Genomic DNA, 21,137 nt, shown 5'->3' on the forward strand with positions numbered 1-21,137 from the left:
GGCGTCGGGGGTGGCGTTCGCACCGGGGGTGGCGTCGGAGGCGGCGCCGGGGGCGTGGCGGCCGCCGCCTCCGCCTGGGCCTGGGCTCGGCTGGCACGCACGAACTGGCGGGCCGGCGCCGGTGGTGTCTCGGCCGGGGCCGCGTTGGGCATCGCACCCGGGATGGCCATGTCCAGCCGCGTCTCGATGCGCTCGATGCGTTGCAGCAGCGCCGATTCGGTGTCGTGCGCCGACGGCAGCAGCAGCCGCGCGCAGACCACCTCCAGCAGCAGCCGGGGCGCGGTGGCGCCGCGCATCTCACCCAGGCCGGCGTGCACCACCTCGGCGTAGCGGGCCAGTGTTGCCGCCCCGAGCCGGGTGGCCTGTTGGCGCATCCGTTCCAGCACACCGTCCGGCGCGTCGACCACACCGCGATCGGCGGCGTCCGGGACCGCTTGCATCACAATGAGATCGCGGAACCGTTCCAGCAGGTCGGTGGCGAATCGGCGCGGGTCATGACCGGCGTCGATCACCGATTCGACGGCACCGAACAGCGCGGCGGCATCCCCGGCGGCCAGGGCGTCGACGGCGTCGTCGATCAGCGCGACGTCGGTGGCGCCCAGCAGCGAGAGTGCCCGCTGGTAGACCACCCGGTTCCCCTCGGCGCCGGCCACCAACTGGTCGAGCACCGAGAGGCTGTCGCGCGGCGACCCCCCGCCGGCCCGGATCACCAACGGGTAGACCGCGTCGTCGACCGTCACGCCCTCGTCGGCACAGATCCTTTCCAGCAGGCCGCGCATCGTCTTGGGCGCCAGCAGCCGGAACGGGTAGTGGTGCGTGCGTGACCGGATGGTGGGCAACACCTTGTCCGGTTCGGTGGTGGCGAAGACGAAGATCAGGTGGTCGGGCGGCTCTTCGACGATCTTGAGCAGCGCGTTGAAGCCGGCCGTGGTGACCATGTGCGCCTCATCGACGATGAAGATCCGGTACCGCGACTGCGCCGGTGCGTAGAAAGCGCGGTCCCGCAGCTCACGGGTGTCGTCGACACCACCGTGGCTGGCGGCGTCGAGTTCGACGACGTCGACGTTGCCCGGCCCGTTGGGCGCCAGCGCGACGCACGAGTCGCACACCCCGCACGGGGTCGGGGTCGGGCCCTGCTCACAGTTGAGCGAGCGCGCCAGGATGCGCGCCGAGGAGGTCTTACCGCAGCCGCGGGGGCCGGAGAACAGATAGGCGTGATTGATGCGTCCGGCCGACAGCGCGGTCGACAGCGGCGCGGTGACATGCTCCTGGCCGACCACCTCGGCGAAGCTTGCGGGTCGGTACTTGCGGTAGAGCGCCACGGTCGCCCAGGTTACCCAGCGGGGCCGACTAGTCGCGCGCCAGCAGCGCTTCGGTGGCCGACAGCAGCGCGCACGTCGACAACCCGTCGATGGCCGCGCGCAGGTCGGACTCCGAGGGGAAGCTCGGCGCGATCCGAATGTTCTTGTCGTCCGGGTCTTTTCCGTACGGGAAGGCGGCACCCGCGGCGGTGACGGCGATACCGGCATCCTTGGCCAGCGCGATGGTCCGCTTGGCGGTGCCCGGCAGCACATCCAGGCTGACGAAGTAGCCACCCTTGGGATCGGTCCACGAGGCGATCTTCGACTCACCGAGACGGTCTTCGAGGATCTCGGCAACCAGCGCGAACTTCGGCGCCAGCAGTTCGCGATGCTTCTGCATGTGCCGCAATGCGCCGGCGGCGTCGCCGAAGAAGCGCAGATGCCGCAACTGATTCACCTTGTCCGGGCCGATCGACTTCTTCCCGGCGTGCTGCAGGTACCAGGCGATGGTGGCCTCCGAGCCGCCGAAGAAGCTCACCCCGGCACCGGCGAAGGTCATCTTCGACGTGGACGCGAACACCAGCGGGCGGTGCGGGTTGCCCGCCTCGGCGGCCAGGCCGAGCACGTCGACCTGCTCCACGAACTCGGGCGTGATGGTGTGCACGGCGTACGCGTTGTCCCAGAACAGCCGGAAATCCTGGGCGGCCGTCGGCATCTGCACCAGCCGGCGCACGATCTCCGGTGAGTAGGTGGTGCCGGTCGGGTTCGAGTAGACCGGCACACACCACATGCCCCGGACCGCCGGGTCGTGGGCCACCAGTTCCTCGATGAGGTCGACGTCGGGGCCGTCGTCACGCAGCGGCACCGGGATCATCTCGATGCCATAGCTCTCGGTGATCGCGAAGTGCCGGTCGTATCCCGGTGCCGGGCAGAGGAATTTGACGCCGGGCTCCTGGGACCACGGCCGCGGCGAATCGACACCGCCGTGCAGCAGCGAGAACACCACCGCGTCGTGCATGAACTCCAGGCTGGCGTTGTTGCCCGCGATCAGGTTGGGCACTCCGATGCCGAGCAGCTCACCGAAGATGGCGCGCAGTTCGGGCAGCCCGTGCAGTCCGCCGTAGTTGCGGGTGTCGGTGCCGCCCCCGTCCTTGTAGGCGTCGGGGCCGTTTCCCGGGAGCTCCAGCAGCTCGTTGGACAGATCCAGCTGCTCGGGCGAAGGCTTGCCGCGGGTGAGGTCGAGCGCGAGGCCGGTGGCCAATAGATCGGCATAGTTGCGCTGCTGCAGTTCGTGCTGCGCAGCCAGTTCGTCACGGCCGAGGGACTCAAACGACACTGCGGGCCTTTCCGACAAGCCGTGAACATGAAGGGGACCCCGCGCACCCGCCAGAGCCCATTGACCCTTGCTGCCTTCCGGCCCTGGGGGAGTTCACAGGATGGACGCCGCGCGGGGTCCGAGTGCCGAGTGTAGTACCCCGTGCGGCGTCGTGAGACCGGCGGTTGGTCGGAGCTGCCCCCGCCGTCGGCTACCATTGCCGACGGAGGATTCGCCTAGTGGCCTATGGCGCTCGCCTGGAACGCGGGTTGGGTTAACAGCCCTCAGGGGTTCAAATCCCCTATCCTCCGCAGTTGGTCCGGGGCGTGACCGGTGATCATCGAGGTCACGCCCCGGGACCACAACGATCGTCCCGGAGGACGTCAAGGGAGGAATATGCGACGCGGTATCGCATCGCTGTGGCATGCATCGTCGCTGGTAATCGCCGGAGCCCTTTACTTCCTCTTCGTCCTGCCGCGCTGGTTCGAACTGACCGGGCAGTGGCCTACGACACTGGGCACCGTCATGCGCATCGTGTGCGGCGTGCTGGTGGCGCTGACCGCCCTGCCGGTGTTGCTGACCCTGCGCCGGACCCGCAGGCCCGAACTCGGGACTCCGACCCTGGCCCTTCAGCTGCGGGTGTGGTCGATCGTCGGCCATGTGGCGGCCGGTGCGCTGATCTTGGGCGCGGGCATCGCCGAGATCTGGCTCGACCTCGACGACGCCGGACAGTGGTTGTTCGGCATCTACGGGGCGGCCGCGGCGCTCGCACTGCTCGGCGCCTTTGCCTTCTACCTGGCGTTCGTCGCCGAGCTACCGCCTCCGCCGCCGAAGCCGCTGGCACCCAAGCGGGAGAAGCGCAGCCGCCGTCGCGACGACGAGGAGGCCGAGAAGCCGGCCGGGCCCGAGAGCGCCGACGAGACCGCGTCGGCGGACGACAGCGAGTCGACCGCTGACGCCGAGCCCGAGACCGACGCCGAGAAGGTCAACGCCGAGAAGGTGGACGCGCAGAGCGGCGATCCGAAGGTGACCGACGCCCAGGTGGTCGAGAACACCGCCGACGAGCCCGCGGCCGAGGCAACCGAGCAGGCCGGCGAGAAGGCCGAAGCGAGCAAGCTGCGCAATCGTCGGCCGTCGGGCAAGACCCGCCGTACCCGCAGCCGCGGCGGCGTCGCGACCGAGGATTGACGCAGCCTGCGCCCGGTGACGTCGACAGTTCGCACTGTCGCCGTCAGTATTGAGGGAAGACGTCGGGCGCGCGGAAGGCTAGTGGACGGCACATGGGCATAGTCCAGATCAGACGATGGGCCACGGCGTCAGCCGCCGCCCTGTCGCTCGTCCTGCTCGTCGGCACGGGCACCGCCCTGGCCGAGCCTCCCGAGGTGACCACCGCCGCCGAACGGGTCGAACCCTCGGTGGTCCGCATCGATACCGTCGTCGACTATCAGCACGTCCTGGGCACCGGGACCGGGATCATCCTGGATCCGGGCGGTCAGGTCCTGACCAACTACCACGTGGTGCAGGGCGCCGACGTGATCAACGCCGTGGTGGGCGGAGCAACCTTCGGTGCCGACATCCTGGGCTACGACCGCAATCGCGACATCGCCGTCCTGCAGTTGCGGGGTGCCGGCGGGCTGCCCGTCGCGCCGTTGGGCGACTCGTCCCGGTTGATCATCGGTGAGCCGGTGGTCGCCATCGGTAACGCCCAGGGCAGCGCCAATCCACTGACCCGCGAGTTCGGGACCATCACCGCACTCGGCCGGTCCATCAGTGCCGAGGACGAGCTGTCCGGCACCGCGACCGAGATGACCGGGCTGTTCGAGTTCGCCGCGCCGGTGCGGGCCGGCGACTCCGGCGGTCCGGTGGTCAACGCCGGCGGCCAGGTCATCGGCGTGACCACGGCGGCCTCGGTGAACTTCCGGATGGGCCCCGGTGGCGAGGGATACGCCATACCGATCAACGACGCGCTGGGTATCGCGAACCAGATTCGCGCCCGCACGCCGTCGGACACCGTGCACATCGGCCCGCCGACACTGCTCGGTGTCGGCGTGAGCAACGCCGAGCAGCACGAGTCGTTCCCCGGCGTCCTGGTGCACGACGTGATGCCGGGCGGGCCGGCCGCCGGCGCGGGGCTGGCCAACGGGGACGTCATCCTCACCATCGACGGTGTGCGCATCGAGTCCGCCAGTGACCTGACCCGGATCCTGGACCGCCACTACCCCGGCGATGTCCTCGACCTCACCTGGGTGGACCGCGCCGGACAGCAGCGGACCGGCAAAGCCGCGTTGCTCGCTGGGGCCTGACACACGCTGAGCAACCGCTCAATTTCGACACCCGAATCGCCGGACACGGCGGGCGGCGGTGCGCGACACACGGGCGACACGTGTCGTAGGTGGAAATCCACCAATGATCACGACCGCTGCGCGCGGCGGCCGCACGGGGTTGCTCGGCAACGCATCGGCGACCCTCGGTGACCGGCGCAACAGTCGGCCGCCCACTGTGTGCGGGACCACTACCCGGGGCCGATCCCGGCCCGCTCGGACAGGCCGGCGCCGCCATCGGCGCAACCCGATCGCCCACCCGGATCCGCCCTGCGGCCGAGCAACGCCGCGCCCGGCCGCAGCGAACGGCACGACCGGTTGCCCAGGGGAACCGCGGCCACGCTCAGCAAAGACACAGTGGCAGAACGGCTATCGAGCTCCAGATGACCGCGGTGAGCGCGGGCGCGTCGGCCCGGGCAAGCGACCGAACGTGTCTCGACCGCGGCCGGCCGAGCACGGTCGGGTACGGCGCCCGCGCCGGCCTCCGGGGAGTCGGGCCGACGTGCGCGCAGCATGACCGCACCGGTGGACAACGGGTGCGCGACCGCTACCCGAACGGTGCCGGCTGGCAACCTCCTGTGAGGTTGCTGGCCCGACGATATGGTCTTTGACCTGGCAAATGACGGCAAACCCGGGGCCCGCGGAGGGCTTCCGCCAAGATCGGGCGGAGGTTACATTTAGCTGAACATCAGCGCCCCAGGCTTGTGGCCCGCACAATCCGATCCGGCGGTGGAAGGGGGAGACACCGTGGTCGAGATGACAGTCGTCGGATACCTGATCGGTTGGGTCGTCAGCACAGCGATCATCTACGGGGCCAGCCGGCGTCTCAACGACCAGAACAGCCCTTCGCCGCACGGGCTGGTGCTCAGCGCCGTGGCCGCGACGCTGTGGCCACTGCTGTTGCTCGGCGCGGTGGAGTTCAGTTCGGTCGCGGTCGCTTCCAGCGCCGCCAACCACCTCAAGTCCGAGCCGGCCGAACTCGTCGGCGCCGGCGTGGTTCCGCTGCGCTAATCCGCGACGCGGTTGCCCTCGGCATCCCAGTGCTCGGCCACCTTCTTACTCGGCTGCACCCGCGGGGGCTCGCCCGGCATCTTCGGATAGCTGGGCGGGTACGGTAGGTCGCCCAGACCGCGCTCCTGCTCGTCAGCCGCCACAAGCTCCAACAACCCGTCCAGCGAATGCGCGGTGTCGTCGATGCCCGCCCACGGGTCGGCACGCTCGGCAACGATCGCGGGCACCGTCGCGATGGTGAAGTCGTCCGGCTCGGCATCGGCCAGATCCTGCCAACTCAGCGGCATCGACACGGTGGCGATCGGCGTCTTGCGCACCGAATACGCCGAGGCGAAGGTGCGGTCCCTGGCGTTCTGGTTGTAGTCGATGAACAGCCGCTCGCCGCGCTCCTCCTTCCACCAGCTGGTGGTCACCGCGTCGGGTGCCCGGCGCTCGACCTCGCGGGCCAGCGCGATCCCGGCCCGCCGCACCGCGATGAAGTCCCAATCCGGCTTGATCCGCACGAACACGTGCACCCCACGGCCACCGGAGGTCTTCGGATAGCCGACCAGGCCCAGATCGTCCAGCACCGGTTTGAGCACACCGACCGCGATCTCGCGGGCCTGCGTGAACCCGGTTCCGGGCTGCGGATCCAGGTCGATGCGCAACTCGTCGGGATGCTCGGTATCGGGGCAACGCACCTGCCACGGATGCAGGGTCACGGTGCCCATCTGGGCTGCCCACGCGATGGCCGACGGGTGGGTGATCTTCAGGGCGTCGGCGGTGCGCCCCGACGGGAAGGTGACCGTGCAGGTCTGCAGGTAGTCGGGGTGCTTCTGGGGAACCCGCTTCTGGTAGATCTCCTCACCGTCGATCCCGTCCGGGAAGCGCTGCAGATGCACCGGACGGTCACGCAACAACGTCACCATGGCGTCGGCGACGGCCAGGTAGTAGTCGACGAGCTTGCCCTTGGTGCCGGCGGCCCCCAGCCGGGGAAAGTACGGTTTGTCCGGGTTCGTCAGCCGGACCTTCACCCCGTCGACATCGAGTTCTGTTGCAACGCTTGCCATGTCAGGAGCCCTCCAGCACATCACGCAGGTCGTAGTTCAACGGGACGTCCAGCTGACCGAAGGTACAGCTTGCCGGGTCCCGGTCCGGACGCCAGCGCAGGAACTTGACCGCGTGCCGGAACCGGACGGCCCCGGTGTTGCCTTCCATCTGGTCGTAGGCGACCTCGCACACCCGCTCGGGCCGCACCGGGATCCAGCGTTTGTCCGCCGCGGAGTTCCACCTGCTGGGCTCACCGTCGCGCACATCGTCACCGAGGCGCAGCGGCTCCAGATCGGCCAGCAGCGACAGCCGCGCCTTCGCGGTGAACGATGCGGCGCCACCGACCATCTGGAGTTCGCCGTCCCCGCGGTAGAGGCCCAGCAGAATGGACCCGATGCCTTCGCCACTCTTGTGGATGCGGTAGCCGATGGCCACACAGTCCGCGTCCCGGTGATGCTTGACCTTCACCATCTCCCGCTTCCCGGGCAGATAGGCACCCTCGAGGCGTTTGGCGATCACGCCGTCGAGGCCGGCGCCCTCGAACTCCTGCAGCCATTGCGTCCCGAGCGCGGACTCCTCGGTGGTGCGGGTGACATGGCACCAGTCCCGTTCGTCCACGGCCTCCAGCAACGCCGCCCGGCGCACCCGGAACGGCTCTTTCAGCAGTCCCGTGTCGCCGACGGCGAGTGCGTCGAAGCCGATGAAGTGCGCCGGTGTCTCCTTCGACAGTCGCGCGATGCGGCTCTCGGCGGGATGGATGCGCTGGCTGAGCGACTCCCAGTCCAGCCGGGTCCGGCCGGCGATCTCCCGCGGGACCACGATTTCCCCGTCCAGCACACAGCGGGGCGCGAGCTCATCGCGGACCGCGTCGACGACTTCCGGGAAGTACCGGCCGAGGTCCTTACCGCTACGCGACAACAGCACCACGGCGTCACGAGAGCGGAAGACCAGCGCCCGGAAACCGTCCCACTTCGGCTCATAGGACCACACGCCCGGCTCGTCGGGCACCTTCGTCTGCGCCTTGGCCAGCATCGGCTCCAGCGGAGGCATGACCGGGAGGTCCACAACATCCATATTCACGTAGACCCGGGTACCCCGGCAATGTCATCGCACCGCTATTGCGCCCCGGACATCGATGGCAGGAAGGTGACCACCGCGGGGAAGGCGATCAGCAGCGCGACGACGATCAGGTCCGCCACCACGAACGGCACGATGCCGCGGAAGACCCGGCCAAGACCGGCCTCGCGAACCGCGCCGGAGTAGACGAACGCGTTCATGCCGACCGGCGGGGTGATCAAGGCCATCTCGGCGACCTTGACTACCAGCACACCGATCCAGATCCCGTCGAAGCCGTACCCGGTGAGGATCGGGTGCAGCAGCGGTGCGGCGATCAGGATCATCGAGATCCCGTCCAGGAACATCCCGAGGGGCAGCAGCACCGCCAGACAGGCCACCAGCACCACGTAGGGCGGCAGGTCGGCCGCCGTCACCGCGGTCACCAGCGAGGTGCTCGCGCCGCTGAGGGCGAGCACGTAGGTGAACACGCCCGCCCCGACCATCAAGAGGAACGTCATCGCGGTCAGCCCGACCGCCTCCCGCAGGGACTCCTCGATGTTGCGCAGCCACGCCGACGGGCGGCTGCGCAGCAGCAGGATGATCAGCGCGGCGAACGCGCCGAAGGACGCCGCCTCGGTGGGGGTCGCCACCCCGAGGTAGATGGTGCCGACCGATACCGCGAAGATGACGACGAGATACAGAAAGCCGGTGATGTCCCGGCTGCGCGGATCCTCCGGTGCATCCGTGACCTCGCCTGTCGCCCAACCCGATCCAGTGGTGGCGACCAGCGCCTCGGCCCGGTTCGCGGCGCGACGACGCTGCCAGGCCACCAGCGCGACGATCGTCACCGCGTAGACGGCGATGGTCAGCAGGCCGGGTCCGATACCGGCGATGAGCAGCTGCCCGATGCTCTCCTCGGTGACCACACCGTAGAGCACCAGCACGATCGAGGGCGGAATCAGTACGCCGAGCGTTCCGCCGGCGCAGACCACGCCCGCGGCGAGTTTGATGTTGTAGCCGGCCCGCACGATGGCATCGGTCGACACGCGGGCCATCGTCGCGACCGTCGCGACACTGGAGCCGGTGACGGCGGCGAACATCCCCGACCCGGCCAGCGAGGCGAGCGCGGGCCCGCCCGGCAGCCGTCGGAACGCCGACGTGGCCAGGTCGAAGGCCGCCTGCGCAAGCCCTGCCCGGACCGCGAACACGCCCATCACGATGAACAACGGGATGATCGTCAGCGAGTAGTCGGCCGCGGTGGAGAACGGCTGATTGGCCACCGTGCTCACCGCGGCACCGGTGCCGCGCAGGATGAGGACCCCGGCCAGTGCCGAGAGCATCAACGCCAGCCCGACATGTAGCCGGATGGCCAGCAGCGCGAAGAACAGGGCCAGCACGACGATCAGTGCACCGATGGTGGAAGCGGTCATCGTTGTGCCCCTTTCTGTTCCGTGCGGGCGGTGGAGAAGATCAGCAGTTCACGCCAGATGGCGACGACGAAGAAGGCCGCGAAGGAGATGAGCAGGACGACCTTTGCCGGCCAGGTCGGCAGTCGCAGGATGTCGTTGGTGGTCTCACCCCGCTCGGCCGCGCTGATCAGCACCTCGGTCAGTCCCCAGGTCATCAGCACGCCGAGCCCTACCAACAGTGCCGAGCGCAGCACGGAGAACACCAGTTTCGTCCGCGCCCCCAATCTGCTCTCGATGAGTTCGACGGAGACGTGCCGACCGTCGGCCTCTGCCGATGCCAGACCCAGATAGGCCGTGGCCACCAGCAGCATCGTCGTGATGTCGACAGTGCCGACGATCGAGCGATCGCGCAGATTCCGGCTGACCACATCGGCGACGGTCAGCAGGATGATCAGCAGCAACAACACCCCGGCGGCCAGCCCGAGACCGCGGATCACCACCGTCAGCGGCCTGGGCAAGGTGACGTCTGCGCTCACCGGCCCTGTCCTTTCAGGCATTCGATGAACGGGTCGGCGTAGGCCGAGCGGGCGGATTCCTCGCCGACGATCCGGCGATAGTCCGCCAGCACACCCTCGGCGTCATAGCCGCGCTCGGTGTACCGCTCGACCCATTGCTCGGCGATTCCGGCCTGTTGCTTCCACGTCCCGACGGAGTCCGCGGGCATCGACGACAGCTGTGTCCCGGTCTCGCGCAACTCGGTGCAGGCCCGTTCGCCGAGGGCGTCCATCTCCTCCAGCCCGTTGGGGATGGCGTTCTCGGATGCCTGCGCGAGGGCATCCTGATACTCCTCGGGCATGCCCGCGAGCAGTTCGGAGTTGATCACCACGATCGACGAGCCGTAGCTACCGATGCCGGGGTCGATGAGGTACGGCGTGTTGCGCGCCAACCCGAACGTCGGAAGATTGGCGATGGCCAGCGACGTATAGCCGTCCACCACACCGCGTTCCATCGACTCATAGACATCGGTTGCCGTCATGGCGACCGGGTTCGCCCCGACAGTGAGCAGCGCCTCGGAGGTCAGCCCGCCGGAGCGGATGCTGCGGCCGGCCAGATCAGCGGGCACCGCGGCCGGTTCTTTCAAGCCGACCACGGCAATGCCCAGCGGCAGCGGGAACAGCAGGTGCACACCCTGCCTGTCGAAATCGTCACGGTAGGTGTCGTTTTCGGCATAGAGGCGCTCGATGGCCGTCATCTGGACTTCGGGGTTCTTCGTCTCGAACGGCAACTCGATGACGGTGTACATGGCCAGATCGGACGCGGCGTAGAGCGAGCCGACCTGCGCCAGGTCGGCCCGTCCGTCCAGGGTGGCCTGCACCGACTCGTCGGCGCCCACCAGACTCTGCGAGTAATGGAACCGGACCTGCACCCCACCGTCGGTGAGATCCTCGACCTCTTTCGCCCAACGTTGCACGGTCAGTGATTGGTCCGAGGTGGGTGACGAGTAGGTGGTGTAGTGCAGCACGTACCGGCCGTCGTCCTGTGCACAGGACACCAACGCCGACGCGGTTGCGACCGTCACCATCGCCGCGGCGATCCGCCGCGCGCCGCCCATCTCAGGTCTCCGGCTGGACCCGGTAACGCCGCAGCGTCAGGGCCGGGTTGACGGTACGGACATGGTTGATCCGGTCGCGCTCCAGCACGGCGACCCCGACACCGGCCGCCTCGCCGAGCGCGGCGAGCGGGATGCCCATCGGGTCCAGGATGGTGCTGTTACCCGAGCCGGCCGGCGAAATCTGGTCGGCGGCAAGAACATAGACAGTATTCTCGATCGCCCGCGCCCGCAGCAGCGTGTTCCAGTGGTACTCCTTGAGCGGTCCGGGCACCCATTCGGCTGGCAGTGCGATCACATCGGCGCCTGCGTCGACGAGACTCCGGGAGGTCTCGGGAAACCGCAGGTCGTAACACGTCTGCATGCCGATCGTGAACCCGTTGAGCTCCAACAGCTGCGGCGCCGCCGGGTCTGCGGCGATGACCCGGTCGGATTCCTTGTAGCCGAAGGCGTCGTAGAGGTGCACCTTGCGGTACACCGCAGCGACGGCGCCATCCTGCAGCGCCACCAACGTGTTGTGAATCCGGCCGTCGGTGGCGGATTCGTTCACACCGACGATGACGGTGAGGCCGAGATTCGCCGACTGCTCGGCCAATCGGGTGACCGACGGACCGTCCAACGGTTCGGCGGTCTCGACGAAGCGGTCGTCCATGGTGGGCACCGTGAAGACGGCGTACTCGGGCAGCACGACCAATTCGGCGCCGCGGGCTGCGGCCCGCCCGAGCAGATCGACCATGGTCTGGATGTTCGCAGCCTTGTCCTCGGTGGGTGCGAACTGTGCGATGGCGGCGGTCAGGTTCATCGGGCGCCCACCACCTCGGACTGGATCTGCTGCAGATTCTGTCGGGTCGCGGTGAAACCGGCCAGCATGGCCCCGTATTGCATCGCGGCGACGATGGTGTGCGCGCCCTCCTGCACTGCGAGCTTCTGTTCGGCGGCGCTCCAGGCCGGCAGCAGCCACGGTTTGCCGGCGGCGTTCGCCGCACCGGCGAGGTGGCGCAGGTCGGTCAGGTCGGCCTCGGTCACCGCGTATGCGCCCCGGTCACGGCGCAGCGACAGATCGGACGGTCCGATGAAGATGCCGTCGACGACGGGCAGGGCCAGGATGGCCTCGATCTCGGCGAACGCGGAGGCATCCTCGATCATCGGATAGCAGTGCGTGCCCCGGTCCTGGTCGGCGACCCAACCGTCGGTGAAGCCGCGGTACTGCGAGGTCCGCCCGCCGGCGAAGGACCGGTCACCCAGGGGCGGGAACTTGGCGAATCCGCAGATCTCGGCGGCGTGCTCGGCAGAGGTGATGTGCGGAATCGCCACCGCGTCGGCACCGAAGTCGAGTGCCTGTTGGATCGGCCCCCGCTCCGGGCCCAGCACCTTGGCGATCACCCGCATGCCCGTGGCGCGGATGAACGGGATGATCGCGTCGAGTTCACGCAGATCGAAACAACCGTGCTCGATGTCGAGTACGACGCTGTCGTATCCGGCAAGGCGACCCATCTCGACCGATGCCGTCGAGGGCTCGGTGAGCCAGATCGCGACGTGCGCATCCAGGCGAGCCGGGCTCGGATCTGTTGGCGATGACATAGGGCACCTTTCGACGCGGACACGGCCCAAAACACAACTTGTCGACACCTTGTATACAACAAAAATGCACGGCGTGTAAATGGTTGAATGCTTGTCATGTCGTCCAGCAAGCCGTCCGCGGGCCAGCGCGCCTACGAATGGATCCGCGACGCGATCCTGCGCGGCGACTTCGCCGAGGGCGAGTTCATCGATGAGGTGGCGCTCGCCGAGAAAGTGAGCACCTCCCGCACCCCGGTCCGCGAAGCACTGCAACGACTCCAGGTCGAGCGGTACATCGAACTACTCCCCCGGCGCGGAGCACAGGTGCGCGTGGTCACCGCGGCCGAGATGCGCGAGATCTACCAGGCGCGGTTCCTGCTGGAATCCGAGGCGCTGCGCACCATCTGCGCGCGGCGGGCAGGCCCGCCGGATTCCGCCGATGCCCTGATAGCTCAGATGGAGCAGGCCGGCGTGGATCGGGACTGGAACAGATTCGCTCAGCTCGACCAGATGTTCCATGCGGCGATCGTGCGCCATCAGCGCAACGCCGTGATCGCCGACCTCTACGACACGCTGCAACCCCGTCAGGTGCGCCTCGGCACCCGCACCCTCGTCGAGGCGCCGGGCCGGTTGTCCACCATCGAGGCCGAACATCGCGCCCTGATGACCGCGATGAGCAGCGCGGATGCCGACGCCTGCGTCAGCGTGTTACGCAGCCACCTGCGGGAAGTCCCGGAATTGGTGGATGCGTTCGGCGGCAACGGGATCGCAGACTCCCATTCGTCGTGACCGGCAGGCCGGGCGGTCCCGCCCGGCCGGGGTTTACAGTCGCGGCGTCACGTTCCATACTCAGTGCGAACGGCCGCACTCTGCGGGTCCGTGATCTGGCTGACATTTCAGCACCCACACCCACATCCACACCGGCGTCGGCGGCACGACCGTCGGCGTCCGATCCACCCTGGACGGAGCACGACATGGTCACCACCGGCACCGAGCGCGCGATCCTCGAGCACATGCTCGACGCCAACCGCGAGGCGCTCATCGCCACTGTGCGGGGACTGTCCGACGCCGACGCCCGGCGCCGGCTCGTCGTCTCACTGACCACTCCGATCGCGCTGATCAAGCACGCTGCTGCCGCGGAAAGGATCTGGTTCCAACGGTTCTGGGCCGGCCTCGACGAGTCGGCGTGCGACGGGTACTCCCGGCGCGACGAGGGAACCTTCGCCGTCGCCGATGACGAGTCCGTCGAGGACGTGATCGCCGAGTTCGAGCGGGCCAGTCACCGCTCGCGGGAGATCGCGGCCGGGTTCGACCTCGAGGCGACGATGGACACCCCGTCGGAGGGCACCGTCAGCCTGCGGTGGACGCTCATCCTGATGATCCAGGAGTTCGCCCGGCATGCCGGCCACGCAGACATCCTGCGCGAACAGATCACCGCGACCGGCTCAGATACCCAGACCGCTCAAATACCCAGACCGCTCAGATACCCAGACCGCCGCGCTTGACGAGTTGCTTTGCGATGACGCCCTTCTGGATCTCGTTGGTGCCCTCCCCCACGATCATCAACGGGGCGTCCCGGAAATAGCGCTCGACATCGTATTCGGTGGAGTAGCCGTAACCGCCGTGCACCCGGACGGCGTCGAGGGCGATCTGCATGGCGGTCTCCGAACAGAACAGCTTGGCCATCCCGGCCTCCATGTCCACCCGCTCACCCGAGTCGAACTTCTCGGCAGCCGAGAGCAACAGGGCCCGGGCGGCGGCCAGTTTGGTACCCATATCGGCAAGCATGTTCCCCACCGCCTGGTGCTCCCAGATCTGCTTGCCGAAGCTCTCCCGGTCCTGGGCGTATCGCAGGGCATCCTCGAAGGCCGCCCGGGCGACTCCGGTGGCTCGGGCGGCGACCTGAAGTCGGCCCACCTCAAGACCTTTCATCATCTGCGCGAAGCCCTTGCCCTCATCGGCGCCGAGCAGCGCACCCGCGGGAACCCGCGCACCGGCAAAGTTCAGCTCGCAGGCTTCGACGCCCTTGTAACCGAGCTTGGGCAGATCCTTGGAGATGGTGAAGCCCGGCACCTTCTCCACCAGCAGAATGGACACCCCGGTGTGCGCCGGCGTGGCATCCGGGTCGGTTTTACACAGCAGCGCAACGAGATCCGAGCGGCGGGCATTGGAAATCCAGGTCTTGGCCCCGTCGATCACGTAGTCATCACCGTCGCGGCGGGCCACGGTGCGCATGGCCTGCAGGTCCGAGCCGCCGCCGGGTTCGGTGAGTGCCATCGTGGCGCGCAGCTCGCCGGTGGCCATCCGTGGCAGATACGTCTGCTTCTGATCCTCGGTACCGAAGAGCAGAATCAGCTTGGACACCACGGTGTGGCCGCCCATCGCCCCGGCCAGACTCATCCAGCCGCGCGCCAATTCCTCGGCCACCTGCACATAGCAGGGCATCGACACCGCGCCGAATCCGTAGGGCTCCGGGATGGACAGGCCGAAGATACCGATCTCCTTCATCGTCTCGATGAGGTCCTCGGGATAGGTGTTGGCGTGCTCGAGCTCGCGCACCACCGGCTTGACCTGCTTGTCGACGAACTCCCGGACAGTTCGGACGATCGCCTCTTCTTCGGCCGCGAGCACCATGAGAGCAATCTATCGGCACCGCGCCGGCAGCAACCGCCGCACTGGGAGAATGGGCTGGTGCCTGTCACCACACTCCACGATCCCGGCCGGCGCGGTTTCGCCAGCGACAACTACGCGGGCGTCCACCCCGAGGTGCTCGCCGCACTGTCCGCGGCCAACGGCGGACACGAGATCGCCTACGGCGAGGACGCATACACCGCCAGATTGCGGGAGGTCGTCCGCTCTCACTTCGGCGCAGCCGCCGAAACGTTCCCGGTGTTCAACGGCACCGGGGCCAACGTCGTGGCGCTGACCGGGCTGCTGCCGCGCTGGGGTGCGGTGATCACCGCACAGACCGCGCACATCAACACCGACGAGGCCGGCGCCCCGGAACGCGTGATGGGCCACAAGCTACTGACCGTTCCCACCCCGGACGGCAAGCTGAGCCCCGACCTGATCGCCCGCGAGGCGCACGGATGGGGCAACGAACACCGTGCCCAACCGCTGGCCGTCAGCATCACCCAGTCCACCGAGATGGGCACCCTCTACACCCCCGAACAGATCCGCGCCATCACCGATTTCGCGCACTCGCACGGGATGGCTGTGCACGTGGACGGGGCGCGCTTGTGGAACGCGGCCGCCGCCCTGGATGTCCCGTTTTGCGCCTTCACCACCGATGCCGGCGTCGACGTGCTCAGCCTCGGTGGCACCAAGAACGGACTGCTGGGTGCGGAGGCCGTGGTGGTGCTGGACCCCGATCGCGTCGACGGGCTGGTCTACCTGCGCAAGCTGCTGATGCAGCTGTCCAGCAAGATGCGGTTCGCTTCGGCACAACTGCTGAGCCTGTTCGAGGACGAACTGGGGTTGCGCAGCGCCCGGCACGCCAACGCGATGACTCAGCGACTGCGCACCGCGTTGGAGGCAGCGTCGTTACCCGGCCTGGCCTTCACCCAAGACAGCCAGGCCAACGCCATCTTCGCCACCCTCCCCACCGACGCGGCCGACCGCATCCGCGATCAGGTGCGCTTCTATGACTGGGACCGGGGTCGCGGCGAGGTGCGCTGGATGACCGCCTGGGACACCACCGCCGAGGACGTCGACAACTTCGTCGCCGTCATCCGTGCGGAGTTGCAACGCGCCTGATGCAGTGTGCTGCGGCGCGCCACCACCAGGTGCCTGCGCCGCACCGCCCGACCGCGGCCGGTTTCACTGTTCGGCTCTGTGTCGGGCTAGAGCACGTCGGCCAACGCGTCTCCCAGGATGCCCAGGCCCTCGTCGAGTTCGGATTCGGTGATGGTCAGCGGCGGCGCGATCCGGAAGATGCCGCCCATCCCCGGTAGCTGCACGATGTTCATGTGCAGTCCGCGCTTGAGGCAGGCCGCGGTGACCTCGGCGCCCAGCGCGTCGGCCGGGGCCTTGCTGGTCTTGTCGGCCACCAACTCCATTCCCTGCAACAGCCCGCGACCGCGGATGTCGCCGACCTGCTCGTGCCGCTGATGCAGCTCGTCGAGACCCGCCCGCAGCCGAACACCGAGGTCAGCCGCACGCTGCACCAGCCCGTCGCGTTCCACCACGGTGAGCACCGTCAGCGCCACCGCCGCGGCCAGCGGATCGGACACATGGGTGGTGAAGAACAGGAAACCCCGTTCGTGGCAGATGTTTTCGATCTCGGAGGTGGTCACCACAGCCGCAACCGGGAGGCCCGCGCCGAGCGTCTTGGACAGTGTCAGCAGATCGGGCACGACGCCGTCACGCTCGAACGCGTACATGGTCCCGGTCCGTCCGATCCCGGTCTGCGCCTCATCGAGGATCAACAGCATGCCCCGTTCATCGCACCGCTCCCTGAGCCGGCGCAGATAGCCGACCGGCGGTTCGATGATGCCGCCGGAGGACAGGATCGGCTCGACCAGGCAGGCCGCCAGACTGCCCGCGGACTGCGCGTCGATCATCGCGAACCCGTAGTCGAGCTCGGTGGACCAGTCGTAGCTACCGTCGGCATGCCGGAACGGCGATCGATAGGCGTTCGGGGTCGGCAGGGTCAGATTGCCCGGCAGCGGGGGGCCGTAGCCACGGCGACCGGCGCTGAAGGTGGCCGACGCGGCCCCGGAGGTCATCCCGTGCCAGGACCGGTCGAAGGACACCACCTCGTAGCGCCCGGTGTACAGCTTGGCCATCTTGATGGCGGCCTCGTTGGATTCGGCACCGGTGGTGAGCAGCAGTGTCTTGTCCAGCCCCGCCGGCAGCGTGGCCGCGAGTGCCCGGGCGAAGTCGACCACCGGCCGGCTCAGCATGCCGCTGTAAAGGTGGTCGAGAGTCCTCATCGACTCGCTGACGCATGCCACCAAGTCGGGGTGCGAATGCCCGAGCACGGCACTCATCTGGCCGGAGGTGAAGTCCAGGATGGCCGCACCGTTCTCGTCATAGACATGACACCCCTTGGCGGCGGTGATGATTCGAGGCACGAACGACGCGCCGTAACGCACCAGGTGGCGGTTGGCTGCCGACCAGAAGTGCTCTGCATCCATGCGGTCTATCTTGGATCATGATGAGACTGCCCGTCATGCCACCGGTGTCCCCGATGCTCGCCAAATCGGTGCGCGGGATACCGCACGGCGCATCGTATGAACCGAAATGGGACGGCTTCCGCTCCATCCTGTTCCGCGACGGTGACGAGGTGGAACTGGGCAGCCGTAACGAGCGGCCACTGACACGCTACTTTCCCGAACTCGTCGCCGCCGCCCGCACCGAACTGCCCCCGCGCTGCGTGGTCGACGGTGAGATCGTGATCGCCGGTGACTCGGGGCTCGATTTCGAGGCATTGCAGTTGCGGCTGCACCCCGCGGCGTCGCGGGTGAGCAAGCTGGCGGCCGAGACACCGGCCGCCTTCATCGCCTTCGATCTGCTCGCCGTCGGCGACGAGGACCTGACCGGGCGGCCGTTCGCCGACCGGCGGGCGGCGCTGACCGCGGCACTGGCCGGCTGCGGGCCCACCTTCCACCTGACCCCGGCAACCACCGACGAACACACCGCAGCCCGCTGGTTCACCGATTTCGAGGGCGCCGGGCTGGACGGTCTGATCGCCAAACCGCTCGACGGGGTCTACCAACCGGACAAGCGGGTCATGTTCAAGGTCAAGCATGTGCGCACCGCCGATTGCGTGGTGGCCGGCTACCGGCTGCACAAATCCGGTGACGACGCCATCGGATCGCTCATGCTCGGCCTGTACGACCGGGCCGGCGCACTCGCCTCCGTCGGCGTCATCGGGGCGTTCACGATGGCTCGGCGCCGCGAGTTGTTCGACGAATTACAGCCGCTGGTCACCACATTCGACAACCACCCGTGGAACTGGGCCGAGCACATCCCGGTGGAACCGTCGGTGCGACGCACGGCGAACTCACGCTGGAATCCGGAGAAGAGCCTGTCGTTCGTCCCGCTCCGGCCCGAGCGGGTGGTCGAGGTGCGCTATGAGCACATGCAGCGCGGTCCCGGGGGCGGGCGCAGCGACGGGGGAAGTCCGAGATTTCGGCACATGGCCCAGTTCAACCGGTGGCGCCCGGACCGGGACCCACGCTCGTGCACCTTCGAACAGCTCGATGAGCCGATCACGTTCCGGCTCAGCGACATCCTTCCCGGACTCTAGACCGGTGTCACCCGTACCGGGATGTTGCCCTGACGCGGCAGCCCGGTGATCGCATCGAATTCGATATCGGTGGGCACCAGCCGCCCGACATTGCTGCCGCGGTCGCGCACTTCGTCGTCCTCGGTGGTCAGCCCACCGAATGCGTGATGCATCGCGATGACATCGCGGCGCAGCGTGTCGTCGGCCTCCACGACGGCCGGGATGTAGTCGTGTGGCGAGGCGATGGTGACCAGGCTGCCGGAGTCCAGGCCGAGATCGGCGATGGCCTCGGGATGCATGTAGGCCGGGTTGTATGCCTTCCCTCCGTTGAGTTTCGGCAGTTGCGTTCCGGAGCTGTTCATGAAGTTCTTGTGCCGTCGCGGGATGAGTCGGAACGGATGGTCCCGGTCGGCGCGGGCGGCGCGGAAATCCTCGGCGAGCACATCGGCGAGTTCGCCGAGCAGCGCCGCGTTGCCGATGTCCAGCCGGTCGGTGCATTCCGGGTCACGCTCCTGCACCACCGCGTCGACGTCGAAGATGTGGCCGTGTTCGTGGCCGGCCACCTCTTCCAACGGAATTCGGGAATTCGCACACATCTGCGCGAACAACTCCTCGGTCGTCAACTCGGTGTCCTTGTCCATGACGACCACCACCGGCGGGGACTCCATGAAGCGGCCACCTCCCCCGCCGAAGAAGTTGACGAAGAACATCTGCAGGTCCATCCGTTTGGCCAATCCGAGGAAGAACTGCCACTCCTCGATCAGGTCCGATCCGGCCGGCGGATCGACCAGTCGCGGCGCGTACTGCGCGTAGGCGGCCGGGATCCCGGTGCCACTGGTGTAGTACTTGATGAGTTCGCTGCCCTGCGTCATCGCCGGGGTTTCCATCTGCATCTTCGGCGCCATCACGTAATGCGCCAGCCGGGAGGTCAGCGACATCTCGGTGTCCAGGGTGACCAGCAGTTCCAGTGACTGCAAGGCGCGTTCGGTCTTCCGCTGGTCCGGCCAGGCCGCCATCGGATTTCCGCCGATGCAGATCAGCGCCTTGACCTGACCCTCGCCCGGCAGCAGGATCTCGTCGGCCAGTGCCGCGGTGGGCATCCCGCTGACGGTGTCGGTGAGCCCGCGGACCCGCAGTCGTTCGCCATAACCCCAGCCCTCGTACGGTGGGTGCGGCTGGGCCTTGGCCGTGAACGCCGGCATCAGCGTGTTGGGCCGGGTCACCCGTTGCCCAGCGCGCTGCCAGCGGCCGCAGAGGGTGGTCAGGCACAGGCACAGGTATTCGACGAGGCTGCCGTGCAGTCCGAAGTTGGCCCCGGTACCGGCGTTGACCATGCCCGGGCGGTCACCGTGGGTGGCGAAAACCCTTGCTGCTTCCACCAACTGATCGCGCGGGATGTCGGCACGCTCGGCGACGTAGTCGACGGTGAAACCGGACACCGCATCGGCAAGTGCGGCGAAACCTGCTGCGTTCTGTTCGACGAATGCCGGATCGTAGAGCTTCTCGGTGATGATCAGATTGATGATCCCGGCCAGGATGGTGGCGTCCTCGCCGGGTCGGGGTTGCAGGTGGATGCTCGCCCGCGCTGCGGTCTGCGAGCGACGGGGATCGATGACGATGAGCCGCATTCCCCGGTTGATCGCCTCGCGCAGATTGCGTGACGGGTTCTGCCCCGGTATGCCGATCGCCTTCGACACCAGGGGGTTGGTCCCGATGAGCAGCCAGCTGTCGGCCTCGTCGAAGGGGATGTCGCCGCCGAGCCAGTGGCCGTGCGCGGCGAGTGCGATCTGTTTACCGGGTTGGTCGATGGTGTTGGCGGTGAAGAACATCGGCGATTCGATGGCCCGGATGAACGCATTGGCGGTCAACGCCGAGGCTGGATACGGCAGCCCGTTGGTGCCCAGGTAGATGGCCACCGAGCGGGGACCGTACTCGGCAATGAGGTGCTGCAGCTTCGCCGCGATCTCGTCGGTGGCCTGTTCGGACGCGATGGGTGCGTACCCGCCGTCGGCGGTGCGTTTCTGGCTGTGCAGCAGCCGGTGCGGATTGTTGTGGATATCGGGCAATGCCCGGCCCTTGTCGCAGGTGTAGCCCTGGAACATCGGGTTGTCCGGGTCGCCGGTGACCTTGACGAGTTTGCCGTCGGCGACGGTGGCGAGCACCCCGCAATGCGCGGAACAGATGCGGCAGATCCCGGGCTTGGTGGTCGGCATCACCCGATGCTAAGCGACTGCACAGCATTGCCGTGGCGGTTTGCGAGAAGTGCCCTCTTGACCTCAACAACGGTTCAGGTC

At 67.9% G+C, this 21,137-nt stretch carries 19 protein-coding genes, 1 tRNA gene and 1 other RNA gene; 8 read left to right on the top strand and 13 right to left on the bottom strand.

Features of this window, described 5'->3' with window-relative positions:
- From BST17_RS22805 to ffs, 3 genes are all read right to left on the bottom strand, one after another.
- The coding region (locus BST17_RS22805; RefSeq protein ID WP_083061186.1) for a DNA polymerase III subunits gamma/tau at nt 1-1,322 on the bottom strand (1,322 nt) is incomplete at its 3' end.
- Between the two features lie 28 nt (nt 1,323-1,350).
- Nucleotides 1,351-2,637 (bottom strand): aspartate aminotransferase type Ic, encoded by a 1,287-nt coding sequence (locus BST17_RS22810; RefSeq protein ID WP_083061187.1) that lies wholly within the window; start codon nt 2,635-2,637, stop codon nt 1,351-1,353.
- Nucleotides 2,638-2,665: 28 nt separating this feature from the next.
- An RNA gene (ffs, locus tag BST17_RS22815) (signal recognition particle sRNA small type) lies at nt 2,666-2,760 on the bottom strand.
- An 81-nt stretch (nt 2,761-2,841) separates the two neighbouring features.
- On the opposite strand from ffs, the gene BST17_RS22820 reads away from it, so the two are divergent.
- The 4 genes from BST17_RS22820 to BST17_RS22835 all read left to right on the top strand — a co-directional run bounded on the left by BST17_RS22820 (nt 2,842) and on the right by BST17_RS22835 (nt 5,948).
- Nucleotides 2,842-2,927 (top strand) — tRNA-Ser (locus BST17_RS22820).
- Between the two features lie 85 nt (nt 2,928-3,012).
- Entirely contained in the window at nt 3,013-3,804 is a 792-nt protein-coding gene (locus BST17_RS22825) for a lipid uptake coordinator LucA (RefSeq protein WP_083061188.1), read from the top strand.
- A gap of 92 nt (nt 3,805-3,896) precedes the next feature.
- Entirely contained in the window at nt 3,897-4,919 is a 1,023-nt protein-coding gene (locus tag BST17_RS22830) for a S1C family serine protease (protein ID WP_083061189.1), read from the top strand.
- A 774-nt stretch (nt 4,920-5,693) separates the two neighbouring features.
- On the top strand, nt 5,694-5,948 hold the full coding sequence (locus BST17_RS22835; RefSeq protein ID WP_133053573.1) for a hypothetical protein: 255 nt from the start codon (nt 5,694-5,696) through the stop codon (nt 5,946-5,948).
- Here BST17_RS22835 and ligD read toward each other — a convergent pair.
- Genes ligD through BST17_RS22870 form a run of 7 tightly spaced genes read right to left on the bottom strand, consistent with a single transcriptional unit; the run spans nt 5,945 to nt 12,632 of the window.
- Complete coding sequence (gene ligD, locus BST17_RS22840; protein ID WP_083061191.1) at nt 5,945-6,997, bottom strand: non-homologous end-joining DNA ligase; 1,053 nt, start codon at nt 6,995-6,997, stop codon at nt 5,945-5,947. The two genes, BST17_RS22835 and ligD, sit on opposite strands and share 4 nt — an antisense overlap.
- Nucleotide 6,998: 1 nt before the next feature.
- Complete coding sequence (locus BST17_RS22845) at nt 6,999-8,051, bottom strand: ATP-dependent DNA ligase (protein ID WP_083061192.1); 1,053 nt, start codon at nt 8,049-8,051, stop codon at nt 6,999-7,001.
- 41 nt (nt 8,052-8,092) lie between these two features.
- The gene (locus BST17_RS22850) at nt 8,093-9,463 is read right to left on the bottom strand and encodes a TRAP transporter large permease (RefSeq protein WP_083061193.1); all 1,371 of its coding nucleotides are present in this window, start codon (nt 9,461-9,463) and stop codon (nt 8,093-8,095) included.
- Nucleotides 9,460-9,978 (bottom strand): TRAP transporter small permease subunit, encoded by a 519-nt coding sequence (locus BST17_RS22855; protein ID WP_083061194.1) that lies wholly within the window; start codon nt 9,976-9,978, stop codon nt 9,460-9,462. Before BST17_RS22855 ends, BST17_RS22850 begins: the two co-directional genes overlap by 4 nt.
- Nucleotides 9,975-11,054: a C4-dicarboxylate TRAP transporter substrate-binding protein gene (locus tag BST17_RS22860; RefSeq protein ID WP_109750257.1), complete on the bottom strand. Its 1,080-nt coding sequence runs from the start codon at nt 11,052-11,054 to the stop codon at nt 9,975-9,977. The genes BST17_RS22855 and BST17_RS22860 overlap by 4 nt, the downstream gene beginning before the upstream one ends.
- Before the next feature lies 1 nt (nt 11,055).
- Entirely contained in the window at nt 11,056-11,853 is a 798-nt protein-coding gene (locus tag BST17_RS22865) for a carbon-nitrogen hydrolase family protein (RefSeq protein WP_083061195.1), read from the bottom strand.
- Nucleotides 11,850-12,632 (bottom strand): HpcH/HpaI aldolase family protein, encoded by a 783-nt coding sequence (locus BST17_RS22870; RefSeq protein ID WP_083061196.1) that lies wholly within the window; start codon nt 12,630-12,632, stop codon nt 11,850-11,852. The genes BST17_RS22865 and BST17_RS22870 overlap by 4 nt, the downstream gene beginning before the upstream one ends.
- A gap of 96 nt (nt 12,633-12,728) precedes the next feature.
- Between BST17_RS22870 and BST17_RS22875 the strand changes: the two genes are divergently transcribed.
- Together BST17_RS22875 and BST17_RS22880 are read left to right on the top strand one after the other, a co-directional pair.
- Nucleotides 12,729-13,400 (top strand): GntR family transcriptional regulator, encoded by a 672-nt coding sequence (locus BST17_RS22875; protein ID WP_234807785.1) that lies wholly within the window; start codon nt 12,729-12,731, stop codon nt 13,398-13,400.
- Nucleotides 13,401-13,585: 185 nt separating this feature from the next.
- On the top strand, nt 13,586-14,116 hold the full coding sequence (locus BST17_RS22880; RefSeq protein ID WP_083061198.1) for a DinB family protein: 531 nt from the start codon (nt 13,586-13,588) through the stop codon (nt 14,114-14,116).
- Here BST17_RS22880 and BST17_RS22885 read toward each other — a convergent pair.
- A complete protein-coding gene (locus tag BST17_RS22885) occupies nt 14,091-15,245 on the bottom strand; it encodes an acyl-CoA dehydrogenase family protein (protein WP_083061199.1) in 1,155 nt (384 codons plus the stop codon). The genes BST17_RS22880 and BST17_RS22885 overlap by 26 nt on opposite strands.
- 57 nt (nt 15,246-15,302) lie before the next feature.
- Here BST17_RS22885 and BST17_RS22890 point away from each other — a divergent pair, with 57 nt between their 5' ends.
- Nucleotides 15,303-16,367, top strand: coding sequence for a threonine aldolase family protein (locus tag BST17_RS22890; RefSeq protein ID WP_083061250.1), 1,065 nt, complete (start codon nt 15,303-15,305; stop codon nt 16,365-16,367).
- An 86-nt stretch (nt 16,368-16,453) separates the two neighbouring features.
- Here the strand turns inward: BST17_RS22890 and BST17_RS22895 are convergent, their stop codons facing one another.
- Nucleotides 16,454-17,749, bottom strand: a complete 1,296-nt coding sequence (locus tag BST17_RS22895; protein ID WP_083061200.1) for an aspartate aminotransferase family protein — start codon at nt 17,747-17,749, stop codon at nt 16,454-16,456.
- Nucleotides 17,750-17,769: 20 nt separating this feature from the next.
- Between BST17_RS22895 and BST17_RS22900 the strand changes: the two genes are divergently transcribed.
- Nucleotides 17,770-18,864 carry an ATP-dependent DNA ligase gene (locus BST17_RS22900; protein WP_207573702.1) on the top strand — a complete coding sequence of 365 codons (1,095 nt, stop codon included), beginning with the start codon at nt 17,770-17,772 and terminating at the stop codon, nt 18,862-18,864.
- Here BST17_RS22900 and BST17_RS22905 read toward each other — a convergent pair.
- On the bottom strand, nt 18,861-21,056 hold the full coding sequence (locus tag BST17_RS22905) for a molybdopterin-containing oxidoreductase family protein (protein WP_083061202.1): 2,196 nt from the start codon (nt 21,054-21,056) through the stop codon (nt 18,861-18,863). The genes BST17_RS22900 and BST17_RS22905 overlap by 4 nt on opposite strands.
- Nucleotides 21,057-21,137: the final 81 nt, after the last annotated feature.

This window comes from Mycolicibacterium bacteremicum (genome assembly GCF_002086115.1).
In the GTDB taxonomy this organism is placed as follows: Bacteria; Actinomycetota; Actinomycetes; order Mycobacteriales; family Mycobacteriaceae; genus Mycobacterium; species Mycobacterium bacteremicum.

What these genes read in the sequence shown, in the direction of transcription:
- BST17_RS22825 (WP_083061188.1), top strand. Translation starts at nt 3,013, where the DNA reads ATGCGACGCGGTATCGCATCGCTGTGGCATGCATCGTCGCTGGTAATC.
- BST17_RS22830 (WP_083061189.1), top strand. Translation starts at nt 3,897, where the DNA reads ATGGGCATAGTCCAGATCAGACGATGGGCCACGGCGTCAGCCGCCGCC.
- BST17_RS22835 (WP_133053573.1), top strand. Translation starts at nt 5,694, where the DNA reads ATGACAGTCGTCGGATACCTGATCGGTTGGGTCGTCAGCACAGCGATC.
- ligD (WP_083061191.1), bottom strand. Translation starts at nt 6,997, where the DNA reads ATGGCAAGCGTTGCAACAGAACTCGATGTCGACGGGGTGAAGGTCCGG.
- BST17_RS22845 (WP_083061192.1), bottom strand. Translation starts at nt 8,051, where the DNA reads ATGGATGTTGTGGACCTCCCGGTCATGCCTCCGCTGGAGCCGATGCTG.
- BST17_RS22850 (WP_083061193.1), bottom strand. Translation starts at nt 9,463, where the DNA reads ATGACCGCTTCCACCATCGGTGCACTGATCGTCGTGCTGGCCCTGTTC.
- BST17_RS22860 (WP_109750257.1), bottom strand. Translation starts at nt 11,054, where the DNA reads ATGGGCGGCGCGCGGCGGATCGCCGCGGCGATGGTGACGGTCGCAACC.
- BST17_RS22865 (WP_083061195.1), bottom strand. Translation starts at nt 11,853, where the DNA reads ATGAACCTGACCGCCGCCATCGCACAGTTCGCACCCACCGAGGACAAG.
- BST17_RS22870 (WP_083061196.1), bottom strand. Translation starts at nt 12,632, where the DNA reads ATGTCATCGCCAACAGATCCGAGCCCGGCTCGCCTGGATGCGCACGTC.
- BST17_RS22875 (WP_234807785.1), top strand. Translation starts at nt 12,729, where the DNA reads ATGTCGTCCAGCAAGCCGTCCGCGGGCCAGCGCGCCTACGAATGGATC.
- BST17_RS22880 (WP_083061198.1), top strand. Translation starts at nt 13,586, where the DNA reads ATGGTCACCACCGGCACCGAGCGCGCGATCCTCGAGCACATGCTCGAC.
- BST17_RS22885 (WP_083061199.1), bottom strand. Translation starts at nt 15,245, where the DNA reads ATGGTGCTCGCGGCCGAAGAAGAGGCGATCGTCCGAACTGTCCGGGAG.
- BST17_RS22895 (WP_083061200.1), bottom strand. Translation starts at nt 17,749, where the DNA reads ATGGATGCAGAGCACTTCTGGTCGGCAGCCAACCGCCACCTGGTGCGT.
- BST17_RS22900 (WP_207573702.1), top strand. Translation starts at nt 17,770, where the DNA reads ATGAGACTGCCCGTCATGCCACCGGTGTCCCCGATGCTCGCCAAATCG.
- BST17_RS22905 (WP_083061202.1), bottom strand. Translation starts at nt 21,056, where the DNA reads ATGCCGACCACCAAGCCCGGGATCTGCCGCATCTGTTCCGCGCATTGC.